Origin of the sequence: Corynebacterium pyruviciproducens ATCC BAA-1742 (assembly GCF_000411375.1) — a bacterium.
GTDB lineage: Bacteria > Actinomycetota > Actinomycetes > Mycobacteriales > Mycobacteriaceae > Corynebacterium > Corynebacterium pyruviciproducens.
Genome location: NZ_KE150448.1, coordinates 331,021 through 355,561, shown reverse-complemented (window position 1 = coordinate 355,561; position 24,541 = coordinate 331,021). Strand labels below are relative to the sequence as shown.

Below are 24,541 nucleotides of genomic sequence, written 5' to 3'. Positions count from 1 at the left end.
ATGATCGCAGTGTACGGCGGTGGAAACATCGGCGAGGCGCTCGTGGCGGGCCTGGTTTCCTCCGGGCGCACCGATATCACCGTGATCAACCGGAGGCCCGAGCGCTCGGCGTATTTCCGCCAAACCTACGGGGTGGCATCCTCGGAGGATCCGGCCGATGCCGCCTGTGAGGTGGTGTTCCTTGCCGTTAAGCCGTACGCCATCGTCGATGTACTCACCCCGCTTGCCCCGCTCCTGCCGGAGGGGGCCACAGTGGTCTCGCTTGCCGCGGGCGTGACGCTCGCGGAGCTGACGGAGGCTGCACCCCACGCCAACGTCATTCGGGTGATGCCCAACACGCCGATGCTCAAGCGGGCCGGGATGTGTGCGATCGCCCCCGCGCCGGGCGTGGAGACCGCTGAGGTGGAGCCCTTGTTGCAGTCGGTGGGGGAGACGATCGTCGTGTCCGAGAAGGACATGGACGCGGTGACTGCTCTGTCCGGTTCCTCACCCGCCTACGTCTACCTCTTTGCTGAGGCGCTTATCGACGCCGGGGTCGCCCACGGCTTGACCCGCGAGGTGAGTGCCCGGCTGGCCATCCAATCGATCAGGGGAGCCGGTGAGATGCTCGCCAGCGACAAGTCCGCGGCCCAGTTGCGCTACGACGTTTCGTCCCCGGGCGGGACCACGGTCGCCGCGGTGAGGGCCCTGGAAGATGGCGGTTTGAGGAGTGCTATCTACGCTGCAGTTGATGCCTGTGCGGAGCGAAATAGGGAACTGACTAACCCCCGATGAGGTGGGGAAACAAAAGTTTTTCTCCATTTAAGTCGCATGAGTAACACTGTTAACGGTAAGCTGTTTAAAGCACATGCGTGACTGTTATCTGCAGGAGGGGAAGCCTGCGGCGCGCACGTGCGACGAAGGGTTAATAACTATGGCACAAGAAGATAAGGGAACGTTCCTCACCGTGGCGGAAGTCGCGGAGATCATGCGCGTTTCTAAGATGACTGTGTACCGTCTCGTCCACGCAGGCGAGCTGCCGGCGGTCCGAGTGGGACGTTCTTTCCGTGTAAACGAGAAGGCCGTGTCCGAATACTTGGAGGCATCCGCCTACGAAGTCGGTTAGAACACAACCGATTTTGGTGTACTCCAGTAGCTAGCGCTATGATGTTGCCGTTCGTGTCTTGAACTTTTTATTGACGCGGTTGGCTATCAGGCAGCCGCGACTGTGTGAGACACTAGAAAGCTACAACAAGCCAACATAAATAAGTGAGGTTGAAAGCCCTATGGGTTCCGTAATCAAGAAGCGTCGTAAGCGCATGTCCAAGAAGAAGCACCGCAAGATGCTCCGCCGTACCCGCGTTCAGCGCAGGAAGCTCGGCAAGTAAAAACTTGGAACGTGGGCTTTCAGCTCACTTGTTCTTAAGGCCACCGGACTTAGTCCTGGTGGCCTTTTGCATGCGCGGCGCTGCCCACGAGGGTCACCAGGGCCACCACGGCGGCGGGCAGGCCGATCCGGAGGGCAAGCTTGCGGATCGAGCGGTAATCCCGCACCTCCCAGCCTCGCTTCTTGGCCTCGGAGCGCAGAGCCCGGTCGGGGTTGATCGCCACCGCCGTGCCCACCATGGAGAGCATGGGGATATCGTTGATGGAATCCGAGTACGCGGTGCACCGCTCGAGGTCGAGGTTCTCGATGGTGGACAGGGCTGCAACGGCGTGGCTTTTGCCTGGGCCGTGGAGAATATCGCCGACGAGCCTGCCGGTGAATTTGCCGTCTTTCACCTCGGCGACGGTGCCCAAGGCGCCCGTCATGCCGTAGCGCCTGGCTATGATCTGCGCGAGCTGCACGGGCGTGGATGTCACGAGCCACACCTGGTGGCCGGCTGCGAGGTGCATGGCGGCCAGCTCGGAGGTTTCGGGCCAGATTTTGTCCGGGAGGTTCTCGTCCACAATCTCCTCGCACAGCGCGACGAGCTCGTCCACATCGCGGCCCTTGATAAAGTCCAACGCCTGTTCGCGGCCCTTGGCCATATCCGTGGCGCTTTCCGAGCCCCCGACGCGGAACTTCACCTGCTTCCAGGCAAACGGGATGAGCTCCCGGGTGCGGAAGTAGTGGCGCTTGGCCAGCCCCACGGCGAACATGATGAGCGAGGCACCCTGAATGAGGGTATTGTCCACGTCAAAGAACGCGGCCACTCCCTCCTCTTGGGGGATGTCCGGATCTGGGGTGGACAGGTGGTGCGCGCCGGCGGCCTCGTAGGCCCCCGTCACCGCGTCAACGCCACCCGCGTAGGCATCGATGCCAAGACCAAAGGTGGTTTTGATGGCCTCCTCGGCTGCTGCTTCGCCGGCCTCCTCCTGTGCTTTGGGGCCCAGCGGGGGGAGTGCCGTCTCCTCCAAAAAACGGCGGAGGTTGCCGTGGGAAATGGTCCACGCAGTGAGGAGATCGTTGGTTGATTGAGACGGTGCCACGGGTGGTTCGTTTAGGCCTTTCTATGCTTTGCCGGTATGTTACATCGTAGGCATCTTTGGCTTATAGTGCATGATAAGAACAGATATTTAGGACTATCGAAGGACCCGGAGGAAGTGCAACGACCGTGGCTCATGAAGTAACCCTGATGGTGCGGGCTACCTGTGGCTCGTGCGCACGGGTGGAAAGTCAGATCAAGCCCGTCGTTCTCGCCCACGGATCCACGTTTGCTACCTGTGACGTGGACACTGACAAAGAATTGGCTATGGAATACGGAGACCGGGTACCGGTTATTCTTATTGACGGTGATGAGTTCGCGTGCTGGGAAGTGGATAACGACGAACTCATCGAGGCGCTAGGAAAATGACGAAGTCCCTAAGGCATGAGGTGAATATTTCGTGAGCGTACTAGTTGTGGGCATGTCCCACCGCGTGGCGCCGGTGACGGTGCTCGAGAGGGTCTCCATGGACCCCGAAAAGCGCGACCGCACGGCCACGCGTCTGGTGAACTGCCCGTCGCTGTCGGAAGTGATCCTGCTTTCCACCTGTAACCGTGTCGAAGTGTATTCGGTGACAAGCAGCTTCCACTCGGGGGTAAACGAGATTGTCGAGTGCCTCGCCGATGTCTCGGGGCTCGATGCGGAGGAGCTGCGGGAGCACCTCTACGTCCGCTACGCCGACGCGGCAGCGGAGCACATGCTCGCCGTGGCTAGCGGGCTGGACTCCATGGTGCTGGGTGAACAGCAGATCATCGGCCAGGTGCGCACCGCCTACCAGGCCGCGAGCGAAAACGGCACGGTGGGCCCAACTCTGCACGCCCTGGCGCAGGCAGCGCTCCACACCGGAAAACGGGTGCATACCGAAACCGGCATCGACGCGACCGGTGCCTCCATGGTCACCTTCGCCCTCGACCAGGTGGCCGAGACGCTGCACTCCGAGAGCTTTGAGGGCCACCGGGCGCTCGTGCTCGGCGCGGGCGCGATGAGTTCGCTTGCCGCCACCCACCTGGGCAAGCGTGGCATCGACGAGCTTGTCATTGCCAACCGCACGTTTGACCGCGCCCAGCGGCTCGCGCAGCACTCCCGCGAGGCCGGTGTGCCGGCCCACGCCGTGGAGTTCAACGAGCGGCAAAAGACCTACGGGGATGTGGACATCATCGTCTCCGCCACCGGCGCCCACGATTACACCGTCAAGGCCCCGGATATCACCACCAACTCGCCCGTGTTTGTGGATCTGTCCATGCCCCGCGATATCGATCCCGAGGTCCCCGGCACGCTCATTAACATCGAGTCGCTCAAGCAGTCCGAGCGCGAGGAATCGAAAGAGGTAGAGGAGATAGCCAAGCGGATCATCCGCGAGGAGCTCGATGCCTTTTCCTCGGCCCAGCGTGTTCGCGATGTGGCCCCGGCGCTGTCCGCGCTGCGCAGCATGGCTGCCGGGATTGTGAAGAAGGAGATGGAGCGCTTTGATAACCGGGTGGACACCGACCCCGAGGTTCACAGTGAGGTAGCAAAAACCGTACAACGGGTCGTCGACAAGCTTCTTCACCAGCCAACGGTGCAGGTCAAAGCCCTGGCCGCCAACTCGGGGACGATTAGCTACGATAACGCGCTGCAGCAGCTGTTCGGCCTCCAACCGCCGTCTGTATCGACGCAGGCAGCCAAGCTGCCCACCAGCGCCACCATGAACAAGGCAACAAAGGAGAACAAGTGACACTTCGCATCGGTACACGCGGTTCCAAGCTTGCCACCACGCAGGCGGGCCATGTTCGAGATGCCCTCATTCGCGCAGGCTACGACGCAGAACTGAAGATCATCACCACCCCGGGCGACCGCAACCTGTCCCCGGTGCAAAAGATCGGCGTGGGCGTGTTCACCCAGGCGCTGCGCGAGGCTATGGACCGCGGCGAGATCGATGTTGCCGTCCACTCCTGCAAGGACCTTCCCACCGGTCAGCCCGAGGGCCTCACTACCATCTACCCGGTCCGCGAGACCCCGTGCGAGGCGCTCATCGCCCGCGACGGCCTCCCCCTTGACCAGTTGCCCGAGGGGGCCAAGGTAGGTACCGGCGCGCCCAGGCGCATTTCTCAGCTCCGCGCGCTGCGCCCTGACCTCGATATTCGCCCCCTGCGCGGCAACGTGGATACGCGCATGGGCAAGGTCGCCTCCGGTGAGCTCGATGCCGTCATCCTGGCCCACGCCGGGCTCACCCGCATCGGCCGCGGCGACGAGGCCACCCAGGTGTTCGACCCCACCTACCTCATGCCGGCCCCCGCGCAGGGCATCCTTGCGGTGGAGTCCCGCACTGCGGTGGAGGCCATCTCCACGCTTATCGACGCCTCCGCCACCGCTTCTGCCCACGCCGAGCGTGCGGTCCTGGCAACCCTCCAGGCCGGTTGCACGGCCCCGCTGGCGGCGTACTCCACCGTTGACGGCTCTAAGATCACGCTCACTGCCGGTGCCTTCGCCATCGATGGCTCCAAGCAGATCGTGGAGACCGCCACTGGCACCGACCCCGACGAACTTGGCCGCCAGGTGGCCGAGAAGCTGCGCGCCCGGGGTGCCGAGGAGATCATTCGGTAGTCTTGCGCTTTCGTGACGCGTGTTGGCAGTAGGTAGACAGGTCTCGACTTCTTTAGGGGTGTTGGTTGGCTTTGTGGCCTGGGTTCGGCTGATCCATGAGGTGTGCAGAAGCTGAACCCAGCTGGCCGAATTGGGGTTTGCAGGCCATTTTTGATGATGGTAAAGGCTGATCCTGCAGCTCAACGGCGAGCAGTTGAATTTGCAAAGTCCAAGGATGGAAAGGCTGGGTACAACATCAACTTTCCTATGACGCGGTTGGTTAGAAAAGTAATTCCGACGGAGATATCTCTTTGACCGTGGGTTTGCAGTGAAAGGCTTCTCCAACAGTAGTGCTGTCATTCGTAGAATCGAACAAATCAAGCTCAATCCTGCACGGTGATGCAGGGGAAGACTGAGTTTAATCTGTAAACGATACGGCGAAAGAAATTTCGTGGTTTTCTATTTTCGTGGGTTTTGAATTATCCTTTATTACCACATGCCCTCCTGAGAGGTTTGCAGCGGGTGCGGTTTTTTATACCGGGCCGGGAAATGCAGCGCGCAGGCAGGGCGTTTCCCTAGTTTGGGGCCGGTGAAGGCCCCGGGCCGGGAAACACAAGAAAGCGTAGGACGAAGAGAAAGCTAGAAAGCGTTTATGGCAGGCGAAACAGGCTCTACGGCTGAGAAGAAGGCGGAGCCGGTCCAGGAAAAGGGCCGGATTACCTTCGTCGGTGCCGGGCCGGGAAACCCCGATCTGCTCACGGTCACCGCACGCAACGTGCTGGCTAACACCGCCTATGCGCTCGTCGAACCACAGGTTTCTGACGGTGTGAGCGCAGTCATCGGCGCGGAGCTTCCAGTTCCACCACAGAAGAAAAAGGAAGCCGAGGAAGCGTACGAGAAGCTGTGCGCCGAGGCGAAGGCTGGTGGGGCGCGTCGTCGCCCACCGCGGCCCGCACCGCCGACCGCAGCCGAGATCACCGTCATGGCAGCTGAGGATCCGGACAAGTCGGCCGATTGGCTGAAGCAGAAATCGGACGAGGGCATCGACGTCGTCCGCGTTGTCAGCGGCAACCCGCTGTCCAACCCCGCGGTTTTGGCAGAGATAAACACCGTCACTGAGCGGGGCCTTGATTTTCACATCGTCCCCGGCATGAGTCTGCCGGCCACCGTGCCCATGTTCGCCGGCATCACGCTCGACTCGAACTACACCAAGGTGGACCTCACCCGCGACGAGGACATCAACTGGAAGGGGCTGGCATCCGCGCCACAGCCGCTGGTGATCCAAGCGGAGGCTGAGCACCTCGCCACCATCTCAACCAAGCTGCTTGAGGAGGGGCTGTCCAACCTCACGCCCGCGACGGTGACCGTCAACGGCACCACGCGCCTGCAGCGCACCCACGATACAACCCTGGCCAACCTGGGCAAGCTCGACGGGGAGCTGCCGGGCACGCTCGTGGTCACGCTGGGCAAGGGCGTGGATGATCGCACCAAGTACTCGTGGTGGGAATCCCGCCCGCTGTACGGCTGGCGCGTCCTCGTGCCACGCTCGAAAGAGCAGGCCGGGCCGATGTCGGCACGGCTGGCCTCCCACGGCGCGATCCCGCAGGAGGTGCCCACCATCTCGGTGGAGCCGCCACGCAACCCGGCCCAGATGGATCGAGCCATCAAGGGCATCGTCGAGGGCCGCTACGAGTGGGTCGTGCTCACCAGCGTCAACGCCGTCAAGGCGCTGTGGCGCAAGGTGACCGCCTTCGGCCTGGATGCGCGCAGTTTCGCCGGCGTGAAGTTCGCGGCGGTGGGTGCCAAGACGGCAGAGAAGATCTCGTCGCTCGGCATCACCCCGGAGCTCATGCCACCGGCCCGCAAGCAGAACGCGCACGGTTTGGTTGAGGTATTCCCGGAGTACGACGAGGATATCGACCCGGTGGGTCGCGTGTTCATGCCCCGGGCTGACATCGCCACCAACGTGGTCGCCGATGGCCTGCGCGATCTTGGCTGGGAAGTGGATGACATCACCGCCTACCGCACGGTCCGCGCGGCGCCGCCGAGCGTGGAAATCCGGGACATGATCAAGTCCGGTGGCTTCGATGCCGTCTGTTTCACCAGCTCGTCCACGGTGAAGAACCTCGTAGGCATCGCCGGCAAGCCGCATGCGCGCACCATTATCGCCTGCATCGGGCCCGCCACCGCAGAGACCGCCAGGGAGCTGGGCCTGCGTGTCGACGTTGTGCCGGAGGTGGCCTCTATTGTCACGCTTGTCGACGCGCTAGCCGACCACGTGGCTGGTCTTCGTGCCGCCGGGACGCTCCCCGCTCCACGGAAGAAGCGTCGTAGTCGCAAGAAGAGCGCGCAATAGTAGGGTAGGGGACATGACTAAGCAAACTTTCCGTCCCCGTCGCCTTCGTGTGAACCCCGCCATGCGGGAGCTCACTGCGGAGACGCATCTGCATCGCTCCGATTTCATTTACCCGATGTTCGTGGCCGAGGGGATTGACGCTCCGCAGGAGATTTCCTCCATGCCGGGCCAGTACCAGCACACGCTGGATTCCCTGGTGAAGGCCGTCGAGGAGGCCGCCAACGCTGGCGTGCTGTGCGTCGACCTGTTCGGTGTCCCGGTGTCGAAGGATGCCGTCGGCTCCCAGGCCTGGGCCGAGGACGGCATCCTCAACAAGGGCATCGCGCGCCTGCGCAAGGAGTTCGGTGACGATGTCCTCGTCATGGCGGATACGTGCCTCGACGAGTTCACCGATCACGGCCACTGCGGTGTCGTGACCGAGGACGGCCGGGTGGATAACGATCCCACCGTCGCACTGTACCAGAAGATGGCCGTGTCCCAGGCCCGCTCCGGAGCACACATGGTCAGCCCCTCGGGCATGATGGACGGCCAGATCGGCGCGATCCGTGACGCGCTCGACGATGAGGGCTTTGAGGACGTCGCCATCATGGCCTACTCGGCCAAGTACGCTTCGGCCTTCTACGGCCCGTTCCGCGAGGCCGTCGATTGTTCGCTCAAGGGCGACCGCAAGACCTACCAGCAGGATCCGCGCAATTTCCGCGAGTCCATCAAGGAAGTGGAGCTGGATATCGCCGAGGGAGCGGACATGGTCATGGTGAAGCCGGGCCTGCCGTACCTCGATGTGCTCGCCGCCGTTGCCGAGGAGTCCACCGTGCCGGTGGCCAGCTACCAGGTATCGGGCGAGTACGCGATGATCGAGGCAGCCGCACGAAACGGCTGGATTGACCGCGACCGCATCATGATGGAGTCGCTCACCTCCATCAAGCGCGCGGGCGCTGACCAGATCCTCACGTACTACGCGGTAGAGGCAGCCAAGAAGCTGTGACACAAACCGAAGAGCAGACCATCCCCACCACCGTAAGCTACGCGCTGCGGTGCTGGCTTGTGCTCGCCATCTTCAAGGCGCTCGGGCTCATCCTCCAAGGCGTAGCGGGGACATATCCGCAGTCCGCGGCCCGCGAGGCGCTGGGAGAGGCCAAGGTTCCTGAGGGGATCGATCCCGGCACGTACGTCACCCTGGCGGGATATATGGGTCTGGTTTTTAACGTCGCTTTCGGTCTGCTCTTCGCCGGCCTCATCCTGTTTTTTGCCTACCGCGTCAAGCAGGGCAAGAAGCAAGCATTTTCGGCTAACTTCACGCTCCAACTGTTCAGCGGCATCCTCATCATCGATGCCGTGATGGGTGTGTCGGTGGCCGGGGCGCTGGGCGTCCCCACGTGGCTCACACTCGTCATTGGTTGGGCCCACATCGTGGTCATCGTAGCGGCCGCCACCGGCATATACTTCAGCTCCCGCCAGGAAACGCGGAGCTACGTGGAAAAAAATCGAGTGAAGGAGGATTAGCCATGCCGGAGATGTTCCCCTCGATGTACCGTCCGGAGATGCAGAACAACAGTCCGAAGTCTGCGGGGCACCCCATCTCACTGACGGTGAGTTTTTTCCTCTTCATCGGCACAGCCATCCTCATGATGTTTGCGGGCCTGGTTCTGGCAACCTCTGGCTACCAGGGGGAACTAGATGTGGACCCGAGTTTCCGGGCCGCGGTGGTGCGCAACCAGCGCATCGTCGCCGTCTTCAACATTGTCATCGCGCTTGTTGTCGCCGTCTTGGCCTCGCAGTTACGTCGCGGTTCGACTATGTCCCGCAGGTGGCTCGCAGTGGTGGTGCTTGTGGCCGTGATCGGTAACCTGTTGGCGTTTGTAGTGAAGGCGGGTGGATTCGTGTTGGGGATTATCCCCGTGTTGCTGGCCTTCGCTGCCCTTCTTATGTACACGCAGGAATCCAACGCGTACGTCGAACGGATTCGGGGTGGACATGTCTGAGCTGAACTCTGTGGGCCAGTCGATTGCCGAGGCTAAGCAGGCGGCGGCAAAGATCGGGATCAACTACGATCGCCCCCGCAGTCACCAGATTCAGGTGACGGACTCGGATCAGCCCTGGCGTGGCAACGATCTGTCCAGTTACGGGCTGGAAATTGAGGGCCTCAATAACGCCGCGGATGTGTCGCAGGTGATTGGGATCCTCGAGCAGTCCCCGGGCGTGCAGGTCAGCCTCAACTTCCTCACCTCCGTGGCGTGGGTGACGGCTCCCGATGTGGTTTCGCCATCGTTCCTCATTGAGAAGCTCAAGGAGCACGGCTTTGAGGCCCAGCTCACCGCGGGGTCGCTGCAGCGTCGCGCGCGTCACCGTGACAAGCCCGACCACTCGCGGTTCCTGCGCGAGCACCGTCCCGTCGGGGCTTCTCGACGCTACGGTCGTCTCCCTCGCTCGGAAGAGTTACGGTTGCAGCGCCTGAAGTCCGCTACCGCGCCCGAACGTTCCTCTGGATTCCTTCACTCCGGTCGCCCGATCTCGCACCGCGACGAGTCAACCGGCTACGAGGTGCTGTTTACGGCCCGGGAGCTGATCACCAAGTGGCGGCTCATCGTGAGCTTCATCTTTACGCTTCCTGTTCTGCTCATGAGCTACAACGAGAACTTCCAGTTTGATTACTGGCAGTACGTGTGCCTGGCGCTCGCCACACCCGTGGTGACTTATTGCGCCTGGCCGTTCCACCGGGCCGCGCTCGGTGGGTTCCGGCGTGGCATGAGTGCGCTCGATGCGGCGAGCTCGCTGGCGATCATCGCCGCTTATTGCTGGAGTATTTTCCTGCTCGTCTGCACGCCAGCGGGCAGCCTCGGCTGGGAATCAACCCCAAGCCTGTTCGCCTACGATTACCGTCGCATCACCGACGGCGAACTGTTCCTCGACGTGGCCTGCGGCACCACGGTGTTCCTCCTGTTCGGCCGGATACTGTCCCGCCGCACCCGGTCGAACCTGCTGGAGGACTGGTCTGAGCGCGATATCAACCCCAACGACACCGTGACCGTGGTCCGTCGCGACCACAAGACGGGCAAGCCCACCCGCGTTGTGCTCCCGGTTTCCGAGGTGCGAAACGGCGATGACATCATCGTTCCCACCGGGGCGATGATCTCCGTCGACGGGTTCGTCATCGGCGGTGCCGGTGAGGTGGAGCACACCTTTATCCACAATGGGACGCGCCATAACGTGAAGGTGAACTCCAAGGTATTCGCCGGATCGCTAAACCGGGGCGGGCCACTCAAGGTCCGCGTGGCTAAGACGGGCTCGCAGACCCGGCTGGCGGGGATTCGCCGCTGGCTGTCTAAGGCCACGCAGTACTCCAACCGGTCGACCTACGTTGCCACCAAGTCGGCCTCCATGCTCGTTCCCGCAGCCCTGACCATTGCCGTGATCGATTTCGGTCTGTGGTGGCTCATTTCCAACAACCTGAACTCGGCGTTTGCCTCCGCGCTCGCGGTCCTGGCCTCCGTCGGACCGGTGGCGATGGCCCTGTCCACGTCCCTGGCCATGCGGTTGGGCCTGGAAAACTGCGCCCGCAAGGGCATTCTCGTGCGCAACACGGAAATGATGCGCAACCTCGATGACGTGGACACGGTGGTGTTCAACCGCGTTGGCACCCTGGCGACGGGTGAATCAACGGTGGAGTCCGTCACGGCCGCCCGCGGCGAAGATTCCGAGCTCGTCCTCCGCGTTGCGGGTGCACTGGCGATGGAATCCACCCACCCGGCCTCACGGGCCATCGTCCGCGCCGCGCGCGAAGCCCGCGACGCGGGAACCGGCGGGGATGGCATTCCGCACTGGATTGACGTGGATGACCTCACCGTGACAAACACGGGCTCTTTCGTCGGTATGGTCACAATCCCCAACAAGGACGGCGACATGGTCACCGTCCAGGCGGAACTGTGGCGCCCGCGGGAACTGTCCGAACTTTCCGGACACTTGGGCACGGTAGCGATCTCCGGTGGTGCCCCGCTCATTGTTGACTGGGACGGGAAAACCCGTGGCGTCATCCTCCTCCACGACACGCTGAAGGAAGATGCTGAAGAGTCCATCGAGGATCTGGAATCCATGGGGCTTGAAACAATCATGATCTCCCGCGACATCTACCCTGTGGCTCGCAAGTTTGCGGACCTCATCGGCGTGTCCAAGGTGCTTGCAGGCATTGCGCCAGGAAAGAAAGATCTTGCCGTGCGCAGCGTCCACACTGCGGGCGCGAACGTGGCCATGATCGGCGATTCCTCGGTGCTGCCGTGCCTTAAGGTAGCGGACGTGGGTGTGCTCTTTGGCAAGGGAGAGTCCCTGCAAACCAAGGAAGCAGACGTGGTGCTCTTCCGCGATGACGTGAAGTCCATCCCCGAGATGATGGCCCTTGCGCGCCGGGTGTCGGCGGTAGCGGACCGGAACATCGTATTTGCCTGGGCCTACAACATCGCCGCGATGGTCGCCTCCATCGCGGGCATCCTCCACCCGATGATCGCCACCCTGCTCATGGTTGGCTCGTCGCTCGTCATTGAGGGGTTATCGTCCCGAGTGCGTAACTTCTAGGGCACAATAGGGGCTATGAACCGCAGACAGCTTACTAACGCACCCCTATTACAGGCCGCCCGCGGCGAAACCCCCGACCACACCCCGGTGTGGTTCATGCGTCAGGCCGGTCGCAGCCTCCCGGAGTACCGCAAGCTGCGGGAGGGGGTGGGCATGCTTGAATCATGCTTCAACCCAGACATGCTGGCCGAGATCACCCTCCAGCCCGTCCGTCGCCACGGCGTCGATGCCGCCATCTTGTTCTCGGACATTGTTGTCCCCCTCAAGGCTGCGGGGGTGAACCTCGACATCGTCCCGGGGCGTGGCCCCGTGTTGGAACACCCCATCCGCACGCTTTCTGATGTCCAGGCGCTGCCCACCTTGGAGCACGAGATTACCGAGGTGGCCGAGGGAATCGACACGATTCTTTCCGAGCTCACCGAAACCCAGGCACTCATCGGCTTCGTCGGCGGACCGTTCACCCTGGCCAGCTACCTCGTCGAGGGTGGGCCATCGAAGAACCACATCCACACCAAGGCACTCATGCACAATGAGCCAAAGACGTGGGCGCTCCTCATGGAGAAGATCACAGCCACTGTCACCGCCTTCCTTGCTACGCAGATGCATGCGGGGATCGATGCTATGCAGCTCTTCGATTCCTGGGCCGGGTTCCTCACCGAGCACGATTACCGTGAGCTGGTGCAGCCCTATTCGGCCCAGATCCTGGAGACAGCGCGTGACATCCCGCGCATTCACTTCGGGGTGGGTACCGGCGAGCTTCTGCCGGACATGGCCGCCGCAGGACCGGACGTTGTCGGCGTGGATTGGCGCGTCCCCCTTGACCGGGCTGCGGAGCGTATCCACCGTGTGTCCGGGAGAGTAACCGGCTTGCAGGGCAACCTGGATCCGGCGATGCTGTTCGCCAGCGAGTCGGCCATCGCGCGCGAGGTCGCGCGGATCAAGGGCGAGGCGCGCGCCGCGATCGAGGCGGGCAATGCCACGGGCCACATCTTTAACCTGGGCCACGGTGTCCTGCCGGAAACAGACCCGGAGGTCATCACCCGCACAGTGAGGTTGATCCAGGAGGACTAGCGCGGTCTTTGCAGGCCACGCCTCGGGGGTTCGGCGCGGCCGCGCCTCCGCTCAAAGGCGCCTTTCCTCATGCCAATGGCGTGTTTTTCAGGTCACCCATTACCCTGGATAAGGAAACGAAAGGAATGATGTCAGTGCGTTTTGCAGTAGTAGGGGCGGGGCTTGCAGGCCTCACCGCCGCGTATGAGCTGAAGAAGAACCACAAGGATGCGGAGGTCGACGTCTTCGAGGCGACCGACCGCATCGGGGGCAAGCTCCTCACCATCGATGCCGAGCACGGGCCGACGGATATGGGGGCCGAGGCCTTTATTAACTTCCGCAAGGACGCACACGCGTTCTTTGAGGAGCTGGGCATTGAGGAGCGCGTTGTGTACCCGGCGGGCCGACATTCGCGCATGTACGCGGGTGGCACCCTCGTGGAGCTGCCGCGCGGCGGCGTGATGGGTATCCCCGCCAGTTCCAAGGGCCTGGAAGAAGTTATCTCTCAGGAGTCGCGGGACAGGATCGACGGCGAGAAGGATGCTGACCCGATCGATTGGACCATCGGCGAGGACCGTAGCCTCGGTGCGCTCGTGCGTGAGCGCTACGGGGACGATGTTGTCGATCGTCTCGTGGATTCCATGCTCGGCGGTGTGTACTCGTGCAACGCCGATGACCTCGGCATCCGCGCGACGGTGCCGCAGCTGGCGCAGGAATTCGACGCCATGGTCACCGAGGGGGAGAAGGTCACCCTGTCCGGCGCGGTGCAACGGATCGGCGAGAAGCGTGCGGGCCGCACGCAGGCGCCGAACTCCAAGCCGATGCCGGTGTTTGGCACTTTTGACGAGGGCTTCCAGGTGCTCTACGACTGCCTGGCCGAGGCCTCTGGTGCCTCCATTTACGTCGATTCCTTCGTCACCGGGATTGAGAAGAAGGACGGTGGCTACGTGCTCAAGGGTGCGGGTGAAGGCGTGTACGACGGCGTCATCTTCGCCACCCCGGGGCCGACGGTGGGAATGCAGCTCAAGGAGCTGAGCCCCGCGGCTGCCGAGCAGGCATCTAAGCAGAAGCTCGCCTCCTGTGCCGTTGTCAGCCTCAAGTTCGCCTCCGACGAGGGCCTGCCGGATATCTCTGGTGCCCTTGTGGCCTCCGACGAGAAGGACATGCACGCGAAAGCCTTCACGGTTTCTTCCAAGAAGTGGGGCCACTACGAAAAGCGCGGCGGTGCCCTGGTACGCGTCAGCTTTGGCAAGTTTGGCCAGGACGAGATCCTGCACGAGGATCCTGAGAAGCTCATCGAGTGGGCCCAGGAAGATCTGAAGAAGGTTACCGGGTTCTCCGCCGAGCTGGAGGAAGCCTACGTGCAGGTGTGGTGGGGTGCCCTGCCTCGCTACGATGCTGAGCACCTCGACTACGTGGCCGACTTCCGTGATGCCATCGCCGAACTCGATGGCATTGAGGTGTGTGGCGCCTGGGTCGATGGCGTGGGTATTCCCGCCATCATCTCTGGGGCGAAGGCTGCGGTACAGCGACTAGCGCCTCAGGTGGAGGCCTAGCTCGTCCACGTCGATGGCGATGGAGACGATTCCATCGTCATCGATGGTGACCTCCTCGTGCACGAGGGGGCCGCTTTCTTGCCGGGTGACGGGGACGCTGCGAAGCTCGTCCTCCGTCAGTGCCGCAAGTTCGGGGGTAAACGGCACGCCAACCTCGGTGATGAGGGAGAAATCGTCGCCCACCTCGCCGTAGCGGAACCAGCCAACGTTGTGCGCCGCCCGGTAGATGCGGGTGGCGGTGCGGGGAGAATCGGGGGTGATGAGCGGGTCGAGGGTGACCTCGCTGCCCGCATCCCACTCGCGGAACACACCGATGTTGCGAGAGACCTTGTCTTTCAACGCAAAGTCCGAATCCGGGTCAGCTGCGATAGCCAGGCCCACCGCCGTCGACGCGCTGGGCAGCGGGGACCGGTGAACGCGGTGGCCGAACTTCTTGCGCAGCGTCTGCGCGATGAGTGGCAGTGAGGTGGTGCCACCGACGAGATAGATTCCGGCGATATCGGTGTCACGAAGCGAGTCGGCACCGATGAGTGGCTCGATGGCGCGGAGGGTTTCCTGGACAAGCGGTGTAGCCGCCTCGTAAAAAGCAGAGACCGGGAGGGTGACATCGTCGTCCCCGACGGCGAGGACGATGCGCCGTGACTGCGGAACTATCGCCTCCTTCGCAGTGCGTGCTTCGTCGACAAGCCTCATCCGGGCCGTCGAGGAAAACGCGTCGGCGGAGCGGCCCAGAGTGGTGAGCGCGAGATCGGCGAGGACCTCGTCCAGATCGTCGCCACCGAGGCGGGCGCGACCGACCGTATCGACAATTGTGTGGCCCACCCCATCGATGGACACGAGCGACGCGTCAAAGGTGCCGCCACCGAGGTCGTAGACGAGGATCGACTTCCGCTTCGAGTTGAGCGTGCGCGAGTGGCGGTGCGTGTACTCGAACGCGGCAGCCGAGGGCTCATTGATGAGGCCCGTCACCGTGATCCCCGTGCGAGAAAAGGCCGCCATCGTGAGCAGGCGCTGGGCGTGGTGAGAATGGGCGGGAACACCGAGGGTGACCTCGATGGGGGAGGAATCGGCGAGTTCCTCCTGGAAGCGACGCAGGTGGGCCACAATGTGTTCGGCGAACGCGTCGAGGATCTCTCCAATAGTGCGCGTTTCGGGGCCCAGGGCCACAGGGCTGGCCGCCGTCACCTGCCGGCCGGTGAGCGCACGCTTGAACGAGCGGGTGAACGTGGGCGTACCACGCAGCTCCATTGCGGCCCAGCCACACACCAGCTTGTCGCCCTCGAGGGCCACCACCGAGGGGATGAAATCGTGGCTATCGCCGTGCGGATCCTCGCAGGTGACCACGGGGTAATTTCCGCGGTCGCAGGCGGCGATAACGGTGCGGGTTGTCCCAAAATCTATCCCAAAGTGCATGCCCGTTAGCGTAGCAGTGGGACACAGAAACGTCAGGGGAGTCGGTACGTACAATAAGATCATGACTTCTACTCCTGTAACCTCCGACAATGTTCAGCGCTCCGCCGAACTGTTTTCCACCGCGAAGAATCTCATCCCCGGTGGCGTGAACTCGCCGGTCCGCGCCTTCGGTTCCGTGGGGGGACAGACGCGGTTTATTGCCTCCGCCAAGGGTTCGCACCTGACGGACGTGGACGGCAACGATTACGTCGACCTCGTCTGTTCCTGGGGCCCGATGCTGCTGGGCCACGCCCACCCCGCCGTGGTGGAGGCCGTCAAGCGGGCCGCAGAAAATAGCCTCAGCTTTGGCACCCCCTGCGAGGGCGAAGCCAAGCTGGCCCAGCTGGTGGTCGACCGCACGAGCGTGGAGATGATCCGCATGGTCAACTCCGGCACCGAGGCCACCATGAGCGCCGTCCGCCTGGCCCGCGGCTACACGGGCCGCTCCAAGATCATCAAGTTCGAGGGCTGCTACCACGGCCACGTGGATGCCCTCCTCGCCAGCGCCGGCAGCGGCGTGGCCACGTTCGGCCTGCCGGATTCACCCGGCGTCACGGGTGCCTCCGCCGCCGATACCATCGTCGTGCCGTACAACGATATTGAGGCAGTGACCAAGGCGTTTGAGGAAAACCCCGAGGACATCGCCTGCGTCATCGCCGAGGCCGCAGCGGGCAACATGGGCACCGTTGCCCCGCAGGACAACTTCAACCAGAAACTCAAGGACGTGGCGCACAAATACGGGGCGCTCCTCATTCTCGACGAGGTGATGACGGGCTTCCGCACCTCGTACAACGGCTGGTACGGCATCGATAACGTCTCCGCCGACCTCACCACCTTTGGCAAGGTCATCTCCGGCGGCATGCCGGCGGCTGCCTTCGGCGGCAAGCGCGAGATCATGGAAAGGCTCGCCCCGCTCGGCCCCGTGTACCAGGCAGGCACCCTCTCCGGTAACCCGGTGGCCATGGCCAGCGGTATCGCCAACCTGGAAAACTCCACCGAGGATGTCTACGACGTCATCCGCGCTAACGCGGACCGCCTGGCGGGCATCTTTGATGAGGCGCTCACCCGCGAGGGTGTGGCCCACCACATCCAGCGCGCGGCGACGATGCTCTCCATCCGCTTCGCCGAGGGCGAGGGCCACAATTTCGCAGATATGAAGGCTGCGGAAACGTTCCGCTTCCCGGCGTTCTTCCACGCCCTGTTGGATCACGGCGTGTACGCACCGCCGAGCCCGTTCGAGACGTGGTTTGTGTCCACCGCGCTTTCCGACGACGATTTCGAGCGCATCGAGCAGGCCACCGCCCACGCCGCCAAGGCTGCCGCGGCCGCCCAGCCGGAAGCCAAGTAGAACTCTGTAGCGAGAAGAACGAGAAGAAAAGGAACCACTGTGAGCTCCATCGTCCACCTCGTGCGCCACGGGAAGGTGCACAACCCGGGCCGAGTTCTGTACGGCAGGATGCCTGGCTACCACCTCTCCGAACGCGGACGCGCCATGGCGGAGGCCACCGCGCGTAGCTTCGAGGGACACGACGTGACGTTCCTGGCCCACTCTCCCCTGGAAAGGACAGCGGAAACCGCCCGGCCCATCGCCCGCGTCACCGGCTGCGAGCCCGAAGCGTGGGATGACATCATCGAGGCAGGAAACCGCTTCGAGGGGCTGCGCGTCAACGCGTGGAACTCACAGCTGTGGAACCCCGTGCGCTGGCCGCTCCTGCGCGACCCCTCCATCCCCAGCTGGGGTGAACCCTACGAGGAGATCGCCGCGCGGATGTTGGCCGCCGCGAAGCGAGCCGCCAAGATCGCCGAGGGCCACGAGGCGATCCTCGTCAGTCACGAGCTCCCCATCGTTATGGTCCAGCGCTCGGTGGCGGGACAGCCACTTCCGCACAACCCGGCCCGCCGGAAGTGCGCTTTGGCTAGTGTCACGTCACTGCACTATTGTGACGGTGAAATACTCGATATCTATTATTCGGAGCCCGCGCAGAACGTATGATGAATAAATTCGCCAGGACTATTCTCGCCGTTGCTACCGCCGTTGCGACGGCGACCTCGCTAGCCGGCTGCTCCGAGGACCAGACCGCGGGCAAAGAAGCGGTCGCCGTGGGTGGCACGTTCTCCTTTGTCAGCCCGGGCGGGCAGACTGTTATCACGTACCCGGAGTCCGAGCGCCAACCGGTTCAGTCCTTCTCCGGAGAGTCCCTCATGAAGGACGGGGAGACGATCAGCCTCGACGATTACGCGGGCCAGGTTGTGGTTCTTAACGCGTGGGGCCAGTGGTGTGGGCCGTGTCGTGCCGAGGTGGATGACTTGGAGGCAATCCACGAAAGGCTCGGCGGTAACGGCACGGTGTTGGGCATTAACGTGCGCGACCCGCAAAAGGATGCCGCCAGGGACTTCGTCACCGATAACGGGGTGACCTACCCCAGCATCTACGATCCCTCGTTCCGCACGGCTGCGGCCCTCGGCGGGATCCCCGCCACCGTCATTCCCACCACCATCGTCTTGGATAAGCAGCACCGCCCGGCCGCCGTTTTCCTCACCGAGGTGACCACCGACGATCTCGCACCCATCATTGATGAGCTGGTGAACTAGCGTGGGTGAGGTGTTTGCCGGGGTGGCATCATCCGGCCCGCTGCTGCTCGCCCTGCTGGCCGCCGCGGCCGCCGGGTTGGTGAGTTTCGCCAGCCCGTGCGTCGTGCCGCTCGTGCCCGGCTACATTTCCTACCTCGCCGGCATCGTCGGCGGGGAAGTGGGCCGGGAAGGGGTGAAGAAGGGCTCACGGGGCCGCGTGACGGGTGCCGCGGCGCTCTTCGTCGCCGGCTTTACCGTAGTGTTTGTGCTGGCCACCGCCACCGTTTTTGGCGCGATCAGCTTCCTCACCCTGTCTGCTACCACCCTGCAACGCGTCGGCGGCGTGGTCACCATCGTCATGGGGCTCGCGTTCATGGGGCTTATCCCGGCCCTCAATAAGGACACGCGGCTGACCCCCAAGAAGCTGTCCACCTGGCTCGGTGCGCCCCTGCTCGGTGCCGTGTTCGCGCTCGGGTGGACGCCGTGTTTGGGGCCCACCCTGGCTGCCATCATCTCCGTCGCCGCGGGCACCGAGGGTGTCACCGCCGTCCGCGGGGTGGTGCTCATTGTGGCGTACTGCCTGGGCCTAGGAATCCCGTTCCTCCTGGTGGCCCTGGGCTCCGCCGGGGCGATGAGGGGCGTGGACGTGCTGCGTCGGCATTCCCGTGCGATCCAGATCGCCGGAGGAATCCTGCTTGTTGCCGTGGGCGTCGCCCTCGTCACGGGCCTGTGGGCGCAGTTCATCGGGTGGATTCAAGTGCACACGTTGGAGTTTGGAGCAACGCTGATTTAAATGGTGAAACTATTCTTCCTGCGCGCCTGGCGGTGGCTCACCAGCATGCGCACCGCGCTTATCCTGCTGTTTCTGTTGGCTCTGGCCGCCGTTCCTGGCGCGCTGTTGCCGCAGCGCTCGCTCAACGAGTCAAAGGTCACCGAGTACATCGCCTCCGGGGGTAAGACCGCAGAGGTAATGGACAAGCTCCAGCTTTTCGACGTCTTCTCCTCGCCGTGGTTCACCGCCATCTGGTTGCTGTTGGGGATCTCGCTTGTGGGCTGCATCATCCCCAGGACGTGGGACCACATCAAGGTGATGCGCGGCGAGCCTGTGCGGCCGCCGAAGAACCTGGGCAGGCTGCCCAAGCACGGCGAGGCGGTTGTGGATAAGCCCATCGACCAGCTGCAAGCGGAGGTGACAGAGAAGTTTTCGGGGTGGCACTCGCGCTGGTACCAGCCGGCGGAGGACCGGGCCGGGGCGCTCACGCTGAGCGCCGAGAAGGGCTACGCCCGCGAGATCTTCAACCTCGTGTTCCACCTCGGCATCGTGGCCATGCTCGTGGTCATCGGCTGGGGGCGGCTCGTCTACACCGAGGGGCACCGCATTGTGGTGGCCGACGGCCAGTCCAACGAATTCTGCAACACGGCCCTGTCCAACTTCGATTCTTTCCGGGCGGGCCGGCTTGTGGACGGCACCAAGCTCACCCCGTTCTGCGTGCAGATCCACGATTTCGACGCGAACTACATGCCCAACGGCCAGTCCGAGATGTACCAATCGCACGTGAGCTACACCACCGACGTGGCCAACCCCCAGTGGCAGGACTACGACCTCAAGGTCAACGACCCGCTGCGTATCGAGGGCTACCGCGTGTACCTGCAAGGCCACGGCTACGCCCCGACGTTCACGGTGATCTGGCCTAACGGTGAGGAACGCACACAGACGCTGCAATTTAGGCCCGACGACCCGATGAACCTTCTGTCCACCGGTGCCATGCGCTTCGACCCGCCGGCCGGGCTGTACCCCGATGACCTATCCCGCCGCCAGAACCAGGTCTCGTTGCAGGGGCTGTTTGCCCCCACGGCCTCGTGGGACGGCACGATCCTCGCCTCCTCCTTCCCGGCCCTGACGGATCCGGCTGTGGCTATCGACGTGTACCGCGGCGATAACGGTCTGGATTCCGGCACGGGCCAACAACTGTTCTCCCTTGATGCGCGCCAGATCGCGATGGGGGAGTTGCAGAAGGTAGCCCGGGTCAACCTCATGCAGGGCGAGTCCGTCACCTTGGAGGATGGGACGGTGGTCCGCTTCGACGGCGCCGTGCCGTTTGCCAACCTGCAGGTGTCCTACGATCCGTCGCAGGGGTGGCTCCTGGTTTCCACCCTCATCATGCTCGCCGGGCTTGTGGGTTCCTTGATGGTCAAGCGCCGCCGCATGTGGGTGCGGCTCACCCCCGCGGGCGGAACCCGGCCCACCGCCACTCGCGTGGAAACGGGCGGGTTAGCCCGAACTGACCACGCCGGATGGGGGGCCGAGCACGACGAAATATTCGAGGAAATCACCTCAACAGACTAGAATGCGGGGGTATGCTGGCAAACTCCCAATTCGCAGGACTGTCTGATCTGTCATTTAAGTCAGCCCTCGTCATTTACGTCATCGCGCTCGCCGCCTCGCTCGTTTTCTACGGTCTGCTCCAGTCGGCCAAGGAGAAGCAGCGTGAGCTGGTCGGAGCAGGCGGGCCGCCGATGGACGAGTCGGCCGCTTCCGCCAGCGGGGAGACAGGAAGTCGTGCGGAGAAATTCGCCGGCATGACCACGGCCCTCGTGTGGCTCGGCGTGGTAATTCAGTTTGTCTCCATCATCCTCCGCGGGTTCTCCACGGGGCGGTTCCCGTTTGGCAATATGTACGAGTACATCTCCATGATCTCGGCATTCACCATGCTGCTCGCCGCCTTTGTCATCACCCGCACCAAGGTGGCTTCTTTCTGGCCGTGGATTCTGGCACCGATTGTGGCCCTCATGTTCTACGGTGGCACGCAGCTGTACGTCAGCGCAGGTCCCCTCAACCCGGCCCTCAAGAGCTTCTGGCTGCCGTTCCACGTATCTACGGTGTCCATCGGCGCCTCCATCGGCATGTTCTCGGGTGTGGCCAGCATTTTGTACCTGCTCAAGCGGTGGAAGCCGGATGTTTTCCCGCTGTCTATCCTGCCGTCGGCGGATAAGATCGATCGCATCGCCTACCAGCTCGCGGTGTGGTGCCTGCCGGTGTTCGGCCTGGGCATTGTGCTTGGCGCGTTGTGGGCCGAGTCCGCGTGGGGTCGCCCGTGGGGCTGGGATCCGAAGGAGACGTTCTCCCTCATCACGTGGGTGATGTACGCCGCCTACCTGCACATTCGCGCAACGCCGGCGTGGCGCAAGACCGCCGCGTGGATTAACATCGTCGCTTTGGGTACGATGCTTTTCAACCTGTTCGTCATCAACTTGGTGGTCAGCGGGCTGCACTCCTACGCAGGTGTGTAACTAGCAGATAATTTCTTGAGACCGGACGAGGGAGCCGTACCCGGGTCAATGGCAAAGACGGCCGGAGTTATGGCTTGGTTTATCCTCATTGTTTCTGGTCTGTTCGAATCCGTGTGGGCTGCCGCCTTGTCCCTGTCGCACGGCTTTACCCGGCTCGTCCCATCCCTTGTTTTCCTCGGCGCGTGCGCGATTTCCATGGGTGGGTTGGCGTACGCCATGCGGACCCTGCCCGTGGGCACCTCGTACGCAACGTGGGCCGGGGTCGGCGCGGTTGGTGCCCTCATCTACTCGTTTGCTACCGGCGCTGAGCCCATCACTGTGCTCAAGGTGGTGTTTGTACTGATGATCGTCGGGGGCATCGTAGGATTAAAGCTGGTATGAAAATTCTTGTCACAGGTGGCGCGGGCTTCATCGGTTCCGGTTTCTGCCACTACACCTTGGCCCACTACAACCACGAGGTCACCGTCCTCGACGCCCTCACCTACGCGGGCAACCCAGCCTCTGTCCCCGCTGGTTGCCGTCTTGTGAAGGGGTCGGTGTGTGATGAGGGGCTTGTCGACGCTTTGGTGAAGCAATCCGACCTCGTCGTCCATTTCGCCGCCGAGTCACACAACGATAATTCCCTGCGTGACCCGCTCACGTTTGTGAAGACCAACGTTGAGGGCACGACTGTGGTGGCGGCGGCGTGTGCGCGGCACGATGTGCGCCTCCATCACATTTCCACCGACGAGGTGTATGGCGATCTCCCGCTCGGCACTGACGAGCGGTTCACCGTGTCCACCCCGTACAATCCGTCGTCCCCGTACTCGGCCTCGAAGGCCTCCGCCGATCACATCGTGCGGGCCTTCGTCCGTTCCTTCGGGTTGCGTGCGACGATTTCCAACTGCTCCAACAACTACGGCCCACGCCAGCACCCCGAGAAATTTATTCCCCGCCAGATCCTGGCGCTGGAGAAGGGGGAACCCGTGCGCCTCTACGGCGATGGGCTCAACGTGCGTGACTGGATCCACGTGGATGATCACAATAGCGCTGTGTGGGCCATAGTGGAGCGCGGGGAAATTGGGTCCACCTACCTCATCGGTGCCCACGGCGAGCTGTCCAATAAGGATGTGGTGGACGAGCTCCTCCGGCACTATCCGGAGGGGGAGGTCATTCACGTGACCGATAGACCGGGCCATGATCGGCGCTACGCCATCGACCCGTCCTCCACCGAGGCCTTGGGATGGACACCGCGGTACACCTCATTCAGCGACGGGTTGGCAGCCACCATCGAGTGGTACCGGGCCAACGAGGACTGGTGGCGCGATGCCCGGAGGCGCTCCGAGGAGATTTACCGCACGCGCGAGCAACAGCTCTAAGCGCCGACCACAACGAGCGCCAGGTTGAGCGCGATGACGATAACGGAGATCCCGATGTTCATCGCGTTCGTTTTCGGCCCGGCTGCGTATTTGCCCATGACTTTCTTTGAGCCGGTGGCCCAAAACAGCGGGATGACGGCGAACGGAATGCCAACCGACAGCAGCACCTGGCTCCACACGAGGCTCATCGTCGGGTTTGCGCCGAGCGCAATGATGATGATGGCGGGAACGAGAGTGACCAACCTGCGCACAAGAATAGGCACGTTGATGTGGAGGAGTCCGCGCATGATCTCCGAGCCGGCGTAGGCGCCGACGGAAGTGGAAGCGAGCCCGGAGGCCAACAGCCCGATGGCGAAGATGAGTCCGATGCCGCTTCCCAGGTTGTCCACGATGGCCTGGTGTGCCCCCTCGATGGAATCGGTGCCTTCCACCCCGAACAGGGAATTTGCAGCCACAACGAGGAGCCCGATGTTGACCAGTCCGGCGAGGATGAGGGCGCCCACCACATCAATTTTTGTGGAGTGGATAAGTTCGTCCTTGCTGTGCTTCTTCTCGCCGAACCTGTCCACCACGAGGGTGGAGTGCAGGTAGATGGCGTGAGGCATGACCGTCGCGCCGAGCATACTCGCGGCGAGCATGACGGTATCTGGGCCTTGGAAACGGGGCACGAGCCCGGAGGCTACGTCGACGGGGTTCGGCGGATCGAAGAACAACCCGGCCAAGAATCCTACGGCGATGATGAGGAGCAGTCCGATGACCACACGCTCGAAAACGTGCTGGCGGCCCCCTCCCTGAACGGCCAGCAAGATGAGCGAGATGAAGCCGGTAATGATGGCACCCCACACCAGCGGGAGGTCGAAGAGCAGATTGAGCGCGATGGCACCGCCCACCACCTCGGCAATGTCGGTGGCGGCGGCGACTATTTCCGCCTGTGCCCAGTACAACAGCCGGGGGACCTTGGGCATCGTGTCGCCGAGCAGTGCAGGAAGCGACCGCCCTGTGACGATTCCGAGCTTTGCCGAGTGGTACTGCACCACCACCGCCATGGCGTTTGCAAGAACCAGGACCCAGATCAACAGGAAACCGTACCTGGCTCCTGCCGTAATGTTTGCCGCCACGTTTCCGGGGTCGACGTAGGCAACCGCAGCCACAAACGCCGGGCCGAGAAGGGAAACTCTTCTCATCAACTTCATAGTTTAGAGCATACAAGTTCAATCGATTGAAAACTAACCGGAGTGTAAAAAGATTGGCCCTTAGCTGGTGAGGTGGCGTACCGCCGCGGGAAACGATGGCGGTGATGGACCAAGCGGGTGTTGTTATGCGCGCGACGCA

24 protein-coding genes are annotated in these 24,541 nt (G+C 63.0%); 21 read left to right on the top strand and 3 right to left on the bottom strand.

Annotated features, from left to right (window positions below):
• The 3 genes from proC (at position 1) to HMPREF1219_RS12660 (ending at position 1,367) form a co-directional block, all read left to right on the top strand.
• Positions 1 to 774, top strand: coding sequence for a pyrroline-5-carboxylate reductase (proC, locus tag HMPREF1219_RS11185; RefSeq protein ID WP_016459044.1), 774 nt, complete (start codon positions 1 to 3; stop codon positions 772 to 774).
• A gap of 139 nt (positions 775 to 913) precedes the next feature.
• On the top strand, positions 914 to 1,105 hold the full coding sequence (locus HMPREF1219_RS11180) for a helix-turn-helix domain-containing protein (protein WP_040427789.1): 192 nt from the start codon (positions 914 to 916) through the stop codon (positions 1,103 to 1,105).
• 160 nt (positions 1,106 to 1,265) lie between these two features.
• Entirely contained in the window at positions 1,266 to 1,367 is a 102-nt protein-coding gene (locus tag HMPREF1219_RS12660) for a 30S ribosomal protein bS22 (protein ID WP_003855542.1), read from the top strand.
• A gap of 49 nt (positions 1,368 to 1,416) precedes the next feature.
• Here the strand turns inward: HMPREF1219_RS12660 and HMPREF1219_RS11175 are convergent, their stop codons facing one another.
• Positions 1,417 to 2,451, bottom strand: a complete 1,035-nt coding sequence (locus tag HMPREF1219_RS11175; protein WP_016459042.1) for an HAD-IB family hydrolase — start codon at positions 2,449 to 2,451, stop codon at positions 1,417 to 1,419.
• A 146-nt stretch (positions 2,452 to 2,597) separates the two neighbouring features.
• Here HMPREF1219_RS11175 and HMPREF1219_RS11170 point away from each other — a divergent pair, with 146 nt between their 5' ends.
• From HMPREF1219_RS11170 to HMPREF1219_RS11125, 10 genes are all read left to right on the top strand, one after another.
• Positions 2,598 to 2,816 carry a glutaredoxin family protein gene (locus HMPREF1219_RS11170; RefSeq protein ID WP_084594787.1) on the top strand — a complete coding sequence of 73 codons (219 nt, stop codon included), beginning with the start codon at positions 2,598 to 2,600 and terminating at the stop codon, positions 2,814 to 2,816.
• A 31-nt stretch (positions 2,817 to 2,847) separates the two neighbouring features.
• Positions 2,848 to 4,161 (top strand): glutamyl-tRNA reductase, encoded by a 1,314-nt coding sequence (locus tag HMPREF1219_RS11165; protein ID WP_016459040.1) that lies wholly within the window; start codon positions 2,848 to 2,850, stop codon positions 4,159 to 4,161.
• A complete protein-coding gene (gene hemC, locus HMPREF1219_RS11160; RefSeq protein ID WP_016459039.1) occupies positions 4,158 to 5,030 on the top strand; it encodes a hydroxymethylbilane synthase in 873 nt (290 codons plus the stop codon). Before HMPREF1219_RS11165 ends, hemC begins: the two co-directional genes overlap by 4 nt.
• 631 nt (positions 5,031 to 5,661) lie before the next feature.
• Positions 5,662 to 7,365, top strand: a complete 1,704-nt coding sequence (locus HMPREF1219_RS11155) for a uroporphyrinogen-III synthase (protein ID WP_016459038.1) — start codon at positions 5,662 to 5,664, stop codon at positions 7,363 to 7,365.
• 13 nt (positions 7,366 to 7,378) lie between these two features.
• Positions 7,379 to 8,350 (top strand): porphobilinogen synthase, encoded by a 972-nt coding sequence (gene hemB, locus HMPREF1219_RS11150; protein WP_016459037.1) that lies wholly within the window; start codon positions 7,379 to 7,381, stop codon positions 8,348 to 8,350.
• Positions 8,347 to 8,868 carry a hypothetical protein gene (locus HMPREF1219_RS11145; protein ID WP_016459036.1) on the top strand — a complete coding sequence of 174 codons (522 nt, stop codon included), beginning with the start codon at positions 8,347 to 8,349 and terminating at the stop codon, positions 8,866 to 8,868. The genes hemB and HMPREF1219_RS11145 overlap by 4 nt, the downstream gene beginning before the upstream one ends.
• 2 nt (positions 8,869 to 8,870) lie before the next feature.
• Complete coding sequence (locus HMPREF1219_RS11140; protein ID WP_016459035.1) at positions 8,871 to 9,347, top strand: hypothetical protein; 477 nt, start codon at positions 8,871 to 8,873, stop codon at positions 9,345 to 9,347.
• Positions 9,340 to 11,931, top strand: a complete 2,592-nt coding sequence (locus HMPREF1219_RS11135) for a heavy metal translocating P-type ATPase (RefSeq protein WP_016459034.1) — start codon at positions 9,340 to 9,342, stop codon at positions 11,929 to 11,931. Before HMPREF1219_RS11140 ends, HMPREF1219_RS11135 begins: the two co-directional genes overlap by 8 nt.
• A gap of 15 nt (positions 11,932 to 11,946) precedes the next feature.
• Positions 11,947 to 13,002: a uroporphyrinogen decarboxylase gene (gene hemE, locus HMPREF1219_RS11130; protein ID WP_016459033.1), complete on the top strand. Its 1,056-nt coding sequence runs from the start codon at positions 11,947 to 11,949 to the stop codon at positions 13,000 to 13,002.
• A gap of 128 nt (positions 13,003 to 13,130) precedes the next feature.
• The gene (locus tag HMPREF1219_RS11125; protein WP_040427838.1) at positions 13,131 to 14,537 is read left to right on the top strand and encodes a protoporphyrinogen oxidase; all 1,407 of its coding nucleotides are present in this window, start codon (positions 13,131 to 13,133) and stop codon (positions 14,535 to 14,537) included.
• Here the strand turns inward: HMPREF1219_RS11125 and HMPREF1219_RS11120 are convergent.
• On the bottom strand, positions 14,514 to 15,950 hold the full coding sequence (locus HMPREF1219_RS11120; RefSeq protein ID WP_040427837.1) for an Hsp70 family protein: 1,437 nt from the start codon (positions 15,948 to 15,950) through the stop codon (positions 14,514 to 14,516). The genes HMPREF1219_RS11125 and HMPREF1219_RS11120 overlap by 24 nt on opposite strands.
• A gap of 61 nt (positions 15,951 to 16,011) precedes the next feature.
• Between HMPREF1219_RS11120 and hemL the strand changes: the two genes are divergently transcribed.
• The 8 genes from hemL to rfbB all read left to right on the top strand — a co-directional run bounded on the left by hemL (position 16,012) and on the right by rfbB (position 23,209).
• Positions 16,012 to 17,337, top strand: coding sequence for a glutamate-1-semialdehyde 2,1-aminomutase (hemL, locus tag HMPREF1219_RS11115; RefSeq protein WP_016459030.1), 1,326 nt, complete (start codon positions 16,012 to 16,014; stop codon positions 17,335 to 17,337).
• A 39-nt stretch (positions 17,338 to 17,376) separates the two neighbouring features.
• Positions 17,377 to 17,982: a histidine phosphatase family protein gene (locus HMPREF1219_RS11110; protein WP_016459029.1), complete on the top strand. Its 606-nt coding sequence runs from the start codon at positions 17,377 to 17,379 to the stop codon at positions 17,980 to 17,982.
• The gene (locus HMPREF1219_RS11105) at positions 17,979 to 18,581 is read left to right on the top strand and encodes a TlpA family protein disulfide reductase (RefSeq protein ID WP_016459028.1); all 603 of its coding nucleotides are present in this window, start codon (positions 17,979 to 17,981) and stop codon (positions 18,579 to 18,581) included. Before HMPREF1219_RS11110 ends, HMPREF1219_RS11105 begins: the two co-directional genes overlap by 4 nt.
• A gap of 1 nt (position 18,582) precedes the next feature.
• Positions 18,583 to 19,353, top strand: a complete 771-nt coding sequence (locus tag HMPREF1219_RS11100; RefSeq protein WP_016459027.1) for a cytochrome c biogenesis CcdA family protein — start codon at positions 18,583 to 18,585, stop codon at positions 19,351 to 19,353.
• Positions 19,354 to 20,907 carry a cytochrome c biogenesis protein ResB gene (locus HMPREF1219_RS11095; RefSeq protein ID WP_016459026.1) on the top strand — a complete coding sequence of 518 codons (1,554 nt, stop codon included), beginning with the start codon at positions 19,354 to 19,356 and terminating at the stop codon, positions 20,905 to 20,907. It begins immediately after the preceding gene.
• Positions 20,908 to 20,918: 11 nt separating this feature from the next.
• Positions 20,919 to 21,851: a c-type cytochrome biogenesis protein CcsB gene (ccsB, locus tag HMPREF1219_RS11090; protein WP_016459025.1), complete on the top strand. Its 933-nt coding sequence runs from the start codon at positions 20,919 to 20,921 to the stop codon at positions 21,849 to 21,851.
• Positions 21,852 to 21,920: 69 nt separating this feature from the next.
• Entirely contained in the window at positions 21,921 to 22,232 is a 312-nt protein-coding gene (locus HMPREF1219_RS11085) for a DMT family transporter (RefSeq protein WP_040427786.1), read from the top strand.
• On the top strand, positions 22,229 to 23,209 hold the full coding sequence (gene rfbB / locus HMPREF1219_RS11080) for a dTDP-glucose 4,6-dehydratase (RefSeq protein WP_016459023.1): 981 nt from the start codon (positions 22,229 to 22,231) through the stop codon (positions 23,207 to 23,209). Before HMPREF1219_RS11085 ends, rfbB begins: the two co-directional genes overlap by 4 nt.
• On the opposite strand, the gene HMPREF1219_RS11075 is transcribed toward rfbB, so the two are convergent.
• The gene (locus HMPREF1219_RS11075; RefSeq protein WP_016459022.1) at positions 23,206 to 24,402 is read right to left on the bottom strand and encodes an Nramp family divalent metal transporter; all 1,197 of its coding nucleotides are present in this window, start codon (positions 24,400 to 24,402) and stop codon (positions 23,206 to 23,208) included. The genes rfbB and HMPREF1219_RS11075 overlap by 4 nt on opposite strands.
• Positions 24,403 to 24,541: the final 139 nt, after the last annotated feature.

Coding starts and splice junctions, on each gene's coding strand:
- proC (WP_016459044.1), top strand. CDS start 1: ATGATCGCAGTGTACGGCGGTGGAAACATCGGCGAGGCGCTCGTGGCG.
- hemE (WP_016459033.1), top strand. CDS start 11,947: ATGAACCGCAGACAGCTTACTAACGCACCCCTATTACAGGCCGCCCGC.
- HMPREF1219_RS11140 (WP_016459035.1), top strand. CDS start 8,871: ATGCCGGAGATGTTCCCCTCGATGTACCGTCCGGAGATGCAGAACAAC.
- HMPREF1219_RS11180 (WP_040427789.1), top strand. CDS start 914: ATGGCACAAGAAGATAAGGGAACGTTCCTCACCGTGGCGGAAGTCGCG.
- ccsB (WP_016459025.1), top strand. CDS start 20,919: ATGCTGGCAAACTCCCAATTCGCAGGACTGTCTGATCTGTCATTTAAG.
- hemB (WP_016459037.1), top strand. CDS start 7,379: ATGACTAAGCAAACTTTCCGTCCCCGTCGCCTTCGTGTGAACCCCGCC.
- HMPREF1219_RS11095 (WP_016459026.1), top strand. CDS start 19,354: ATGGTGAAACTATTCTTCCTGCGCGCCTGGCGGTGGCTCACCAGCATG.
- HMPREF1219_RS11085 (WP_040427786.1), top strand. CDS start 21,921: ATGGCTTGGTTTATCCTCATTGTTTCTGGTCTGTTCGAATCCGTGTGG.
- HMPREF1219_RS11155 (WP_016459038.1), top strand. CDS start 5,662: ATGGCAGGCGAAACAGGCTCTACGGCTGAGAAGAAGGCGGAGCCGGTC.
- HMPREF1219_RS11135 (WP_016459034.1), top strand. CDS start 9,340: ATGTCTGAGCTGAACTCTGTGGGCCAGTCGATTGCCGAGGCTAAGCAG.
- HMPREF1219_RS11075 (WP_016459022.1), bottom strand. CDS start 24,402: ATGAAGTTGATGAGAAGAGTTTCCCTTCTCGGCCCGGCGTTTGTGGCT.
- HMPREF1219_RS11170 (WP_084594787.1), top strand. CDS start 2,598: ATGGTGCGGGCTACCTGTGGCTCGTGCGCACGGGTGGAAAGTCAGATC.
- rfbB (WP_016459023.1), top strand. CDS start 22,229: ATGAAAATTCTTGTCACAGGTGGCGCGGGCTTCATCGGTTCCGGTTTC.
- HMPREF1219_RS11125 (WP_040427838.1), top strand. CDS start 13,131: ATGTCAGTGCGTTTTGCAGTAGTAGGGGCGGGGCTTGCAGGCCTCACC.
- HMPREF1219_RS12660 (WP_003855542.1), top strand. CDS start 1,266: ATGGGTTCCGTAATCAAGAAGCGTCGTAAGCGCATGTCCAAGAAGAAG.
- hemL (WP_016459030.1), top strand. CDS start 16,012: ATGACTTCTACTCCTGTAACCTCCGACAATGTTCAGCGCTCCGCCGAA.
- HMPREF1219_RS11120 (WP_040427837.1), bottom strand. CDS start 15,950: ATGCACTTTGGGATAGATTTTGGGACAACCCGCACCGTTATCGCCGCC.
- HMPREF1219_RS11105 (WP_016459028.1), top strand. CDS start 17,979: ATGATGAATAAATTCGCCAGGACTATTCTCGCCGTTGCTACCGCCGTT.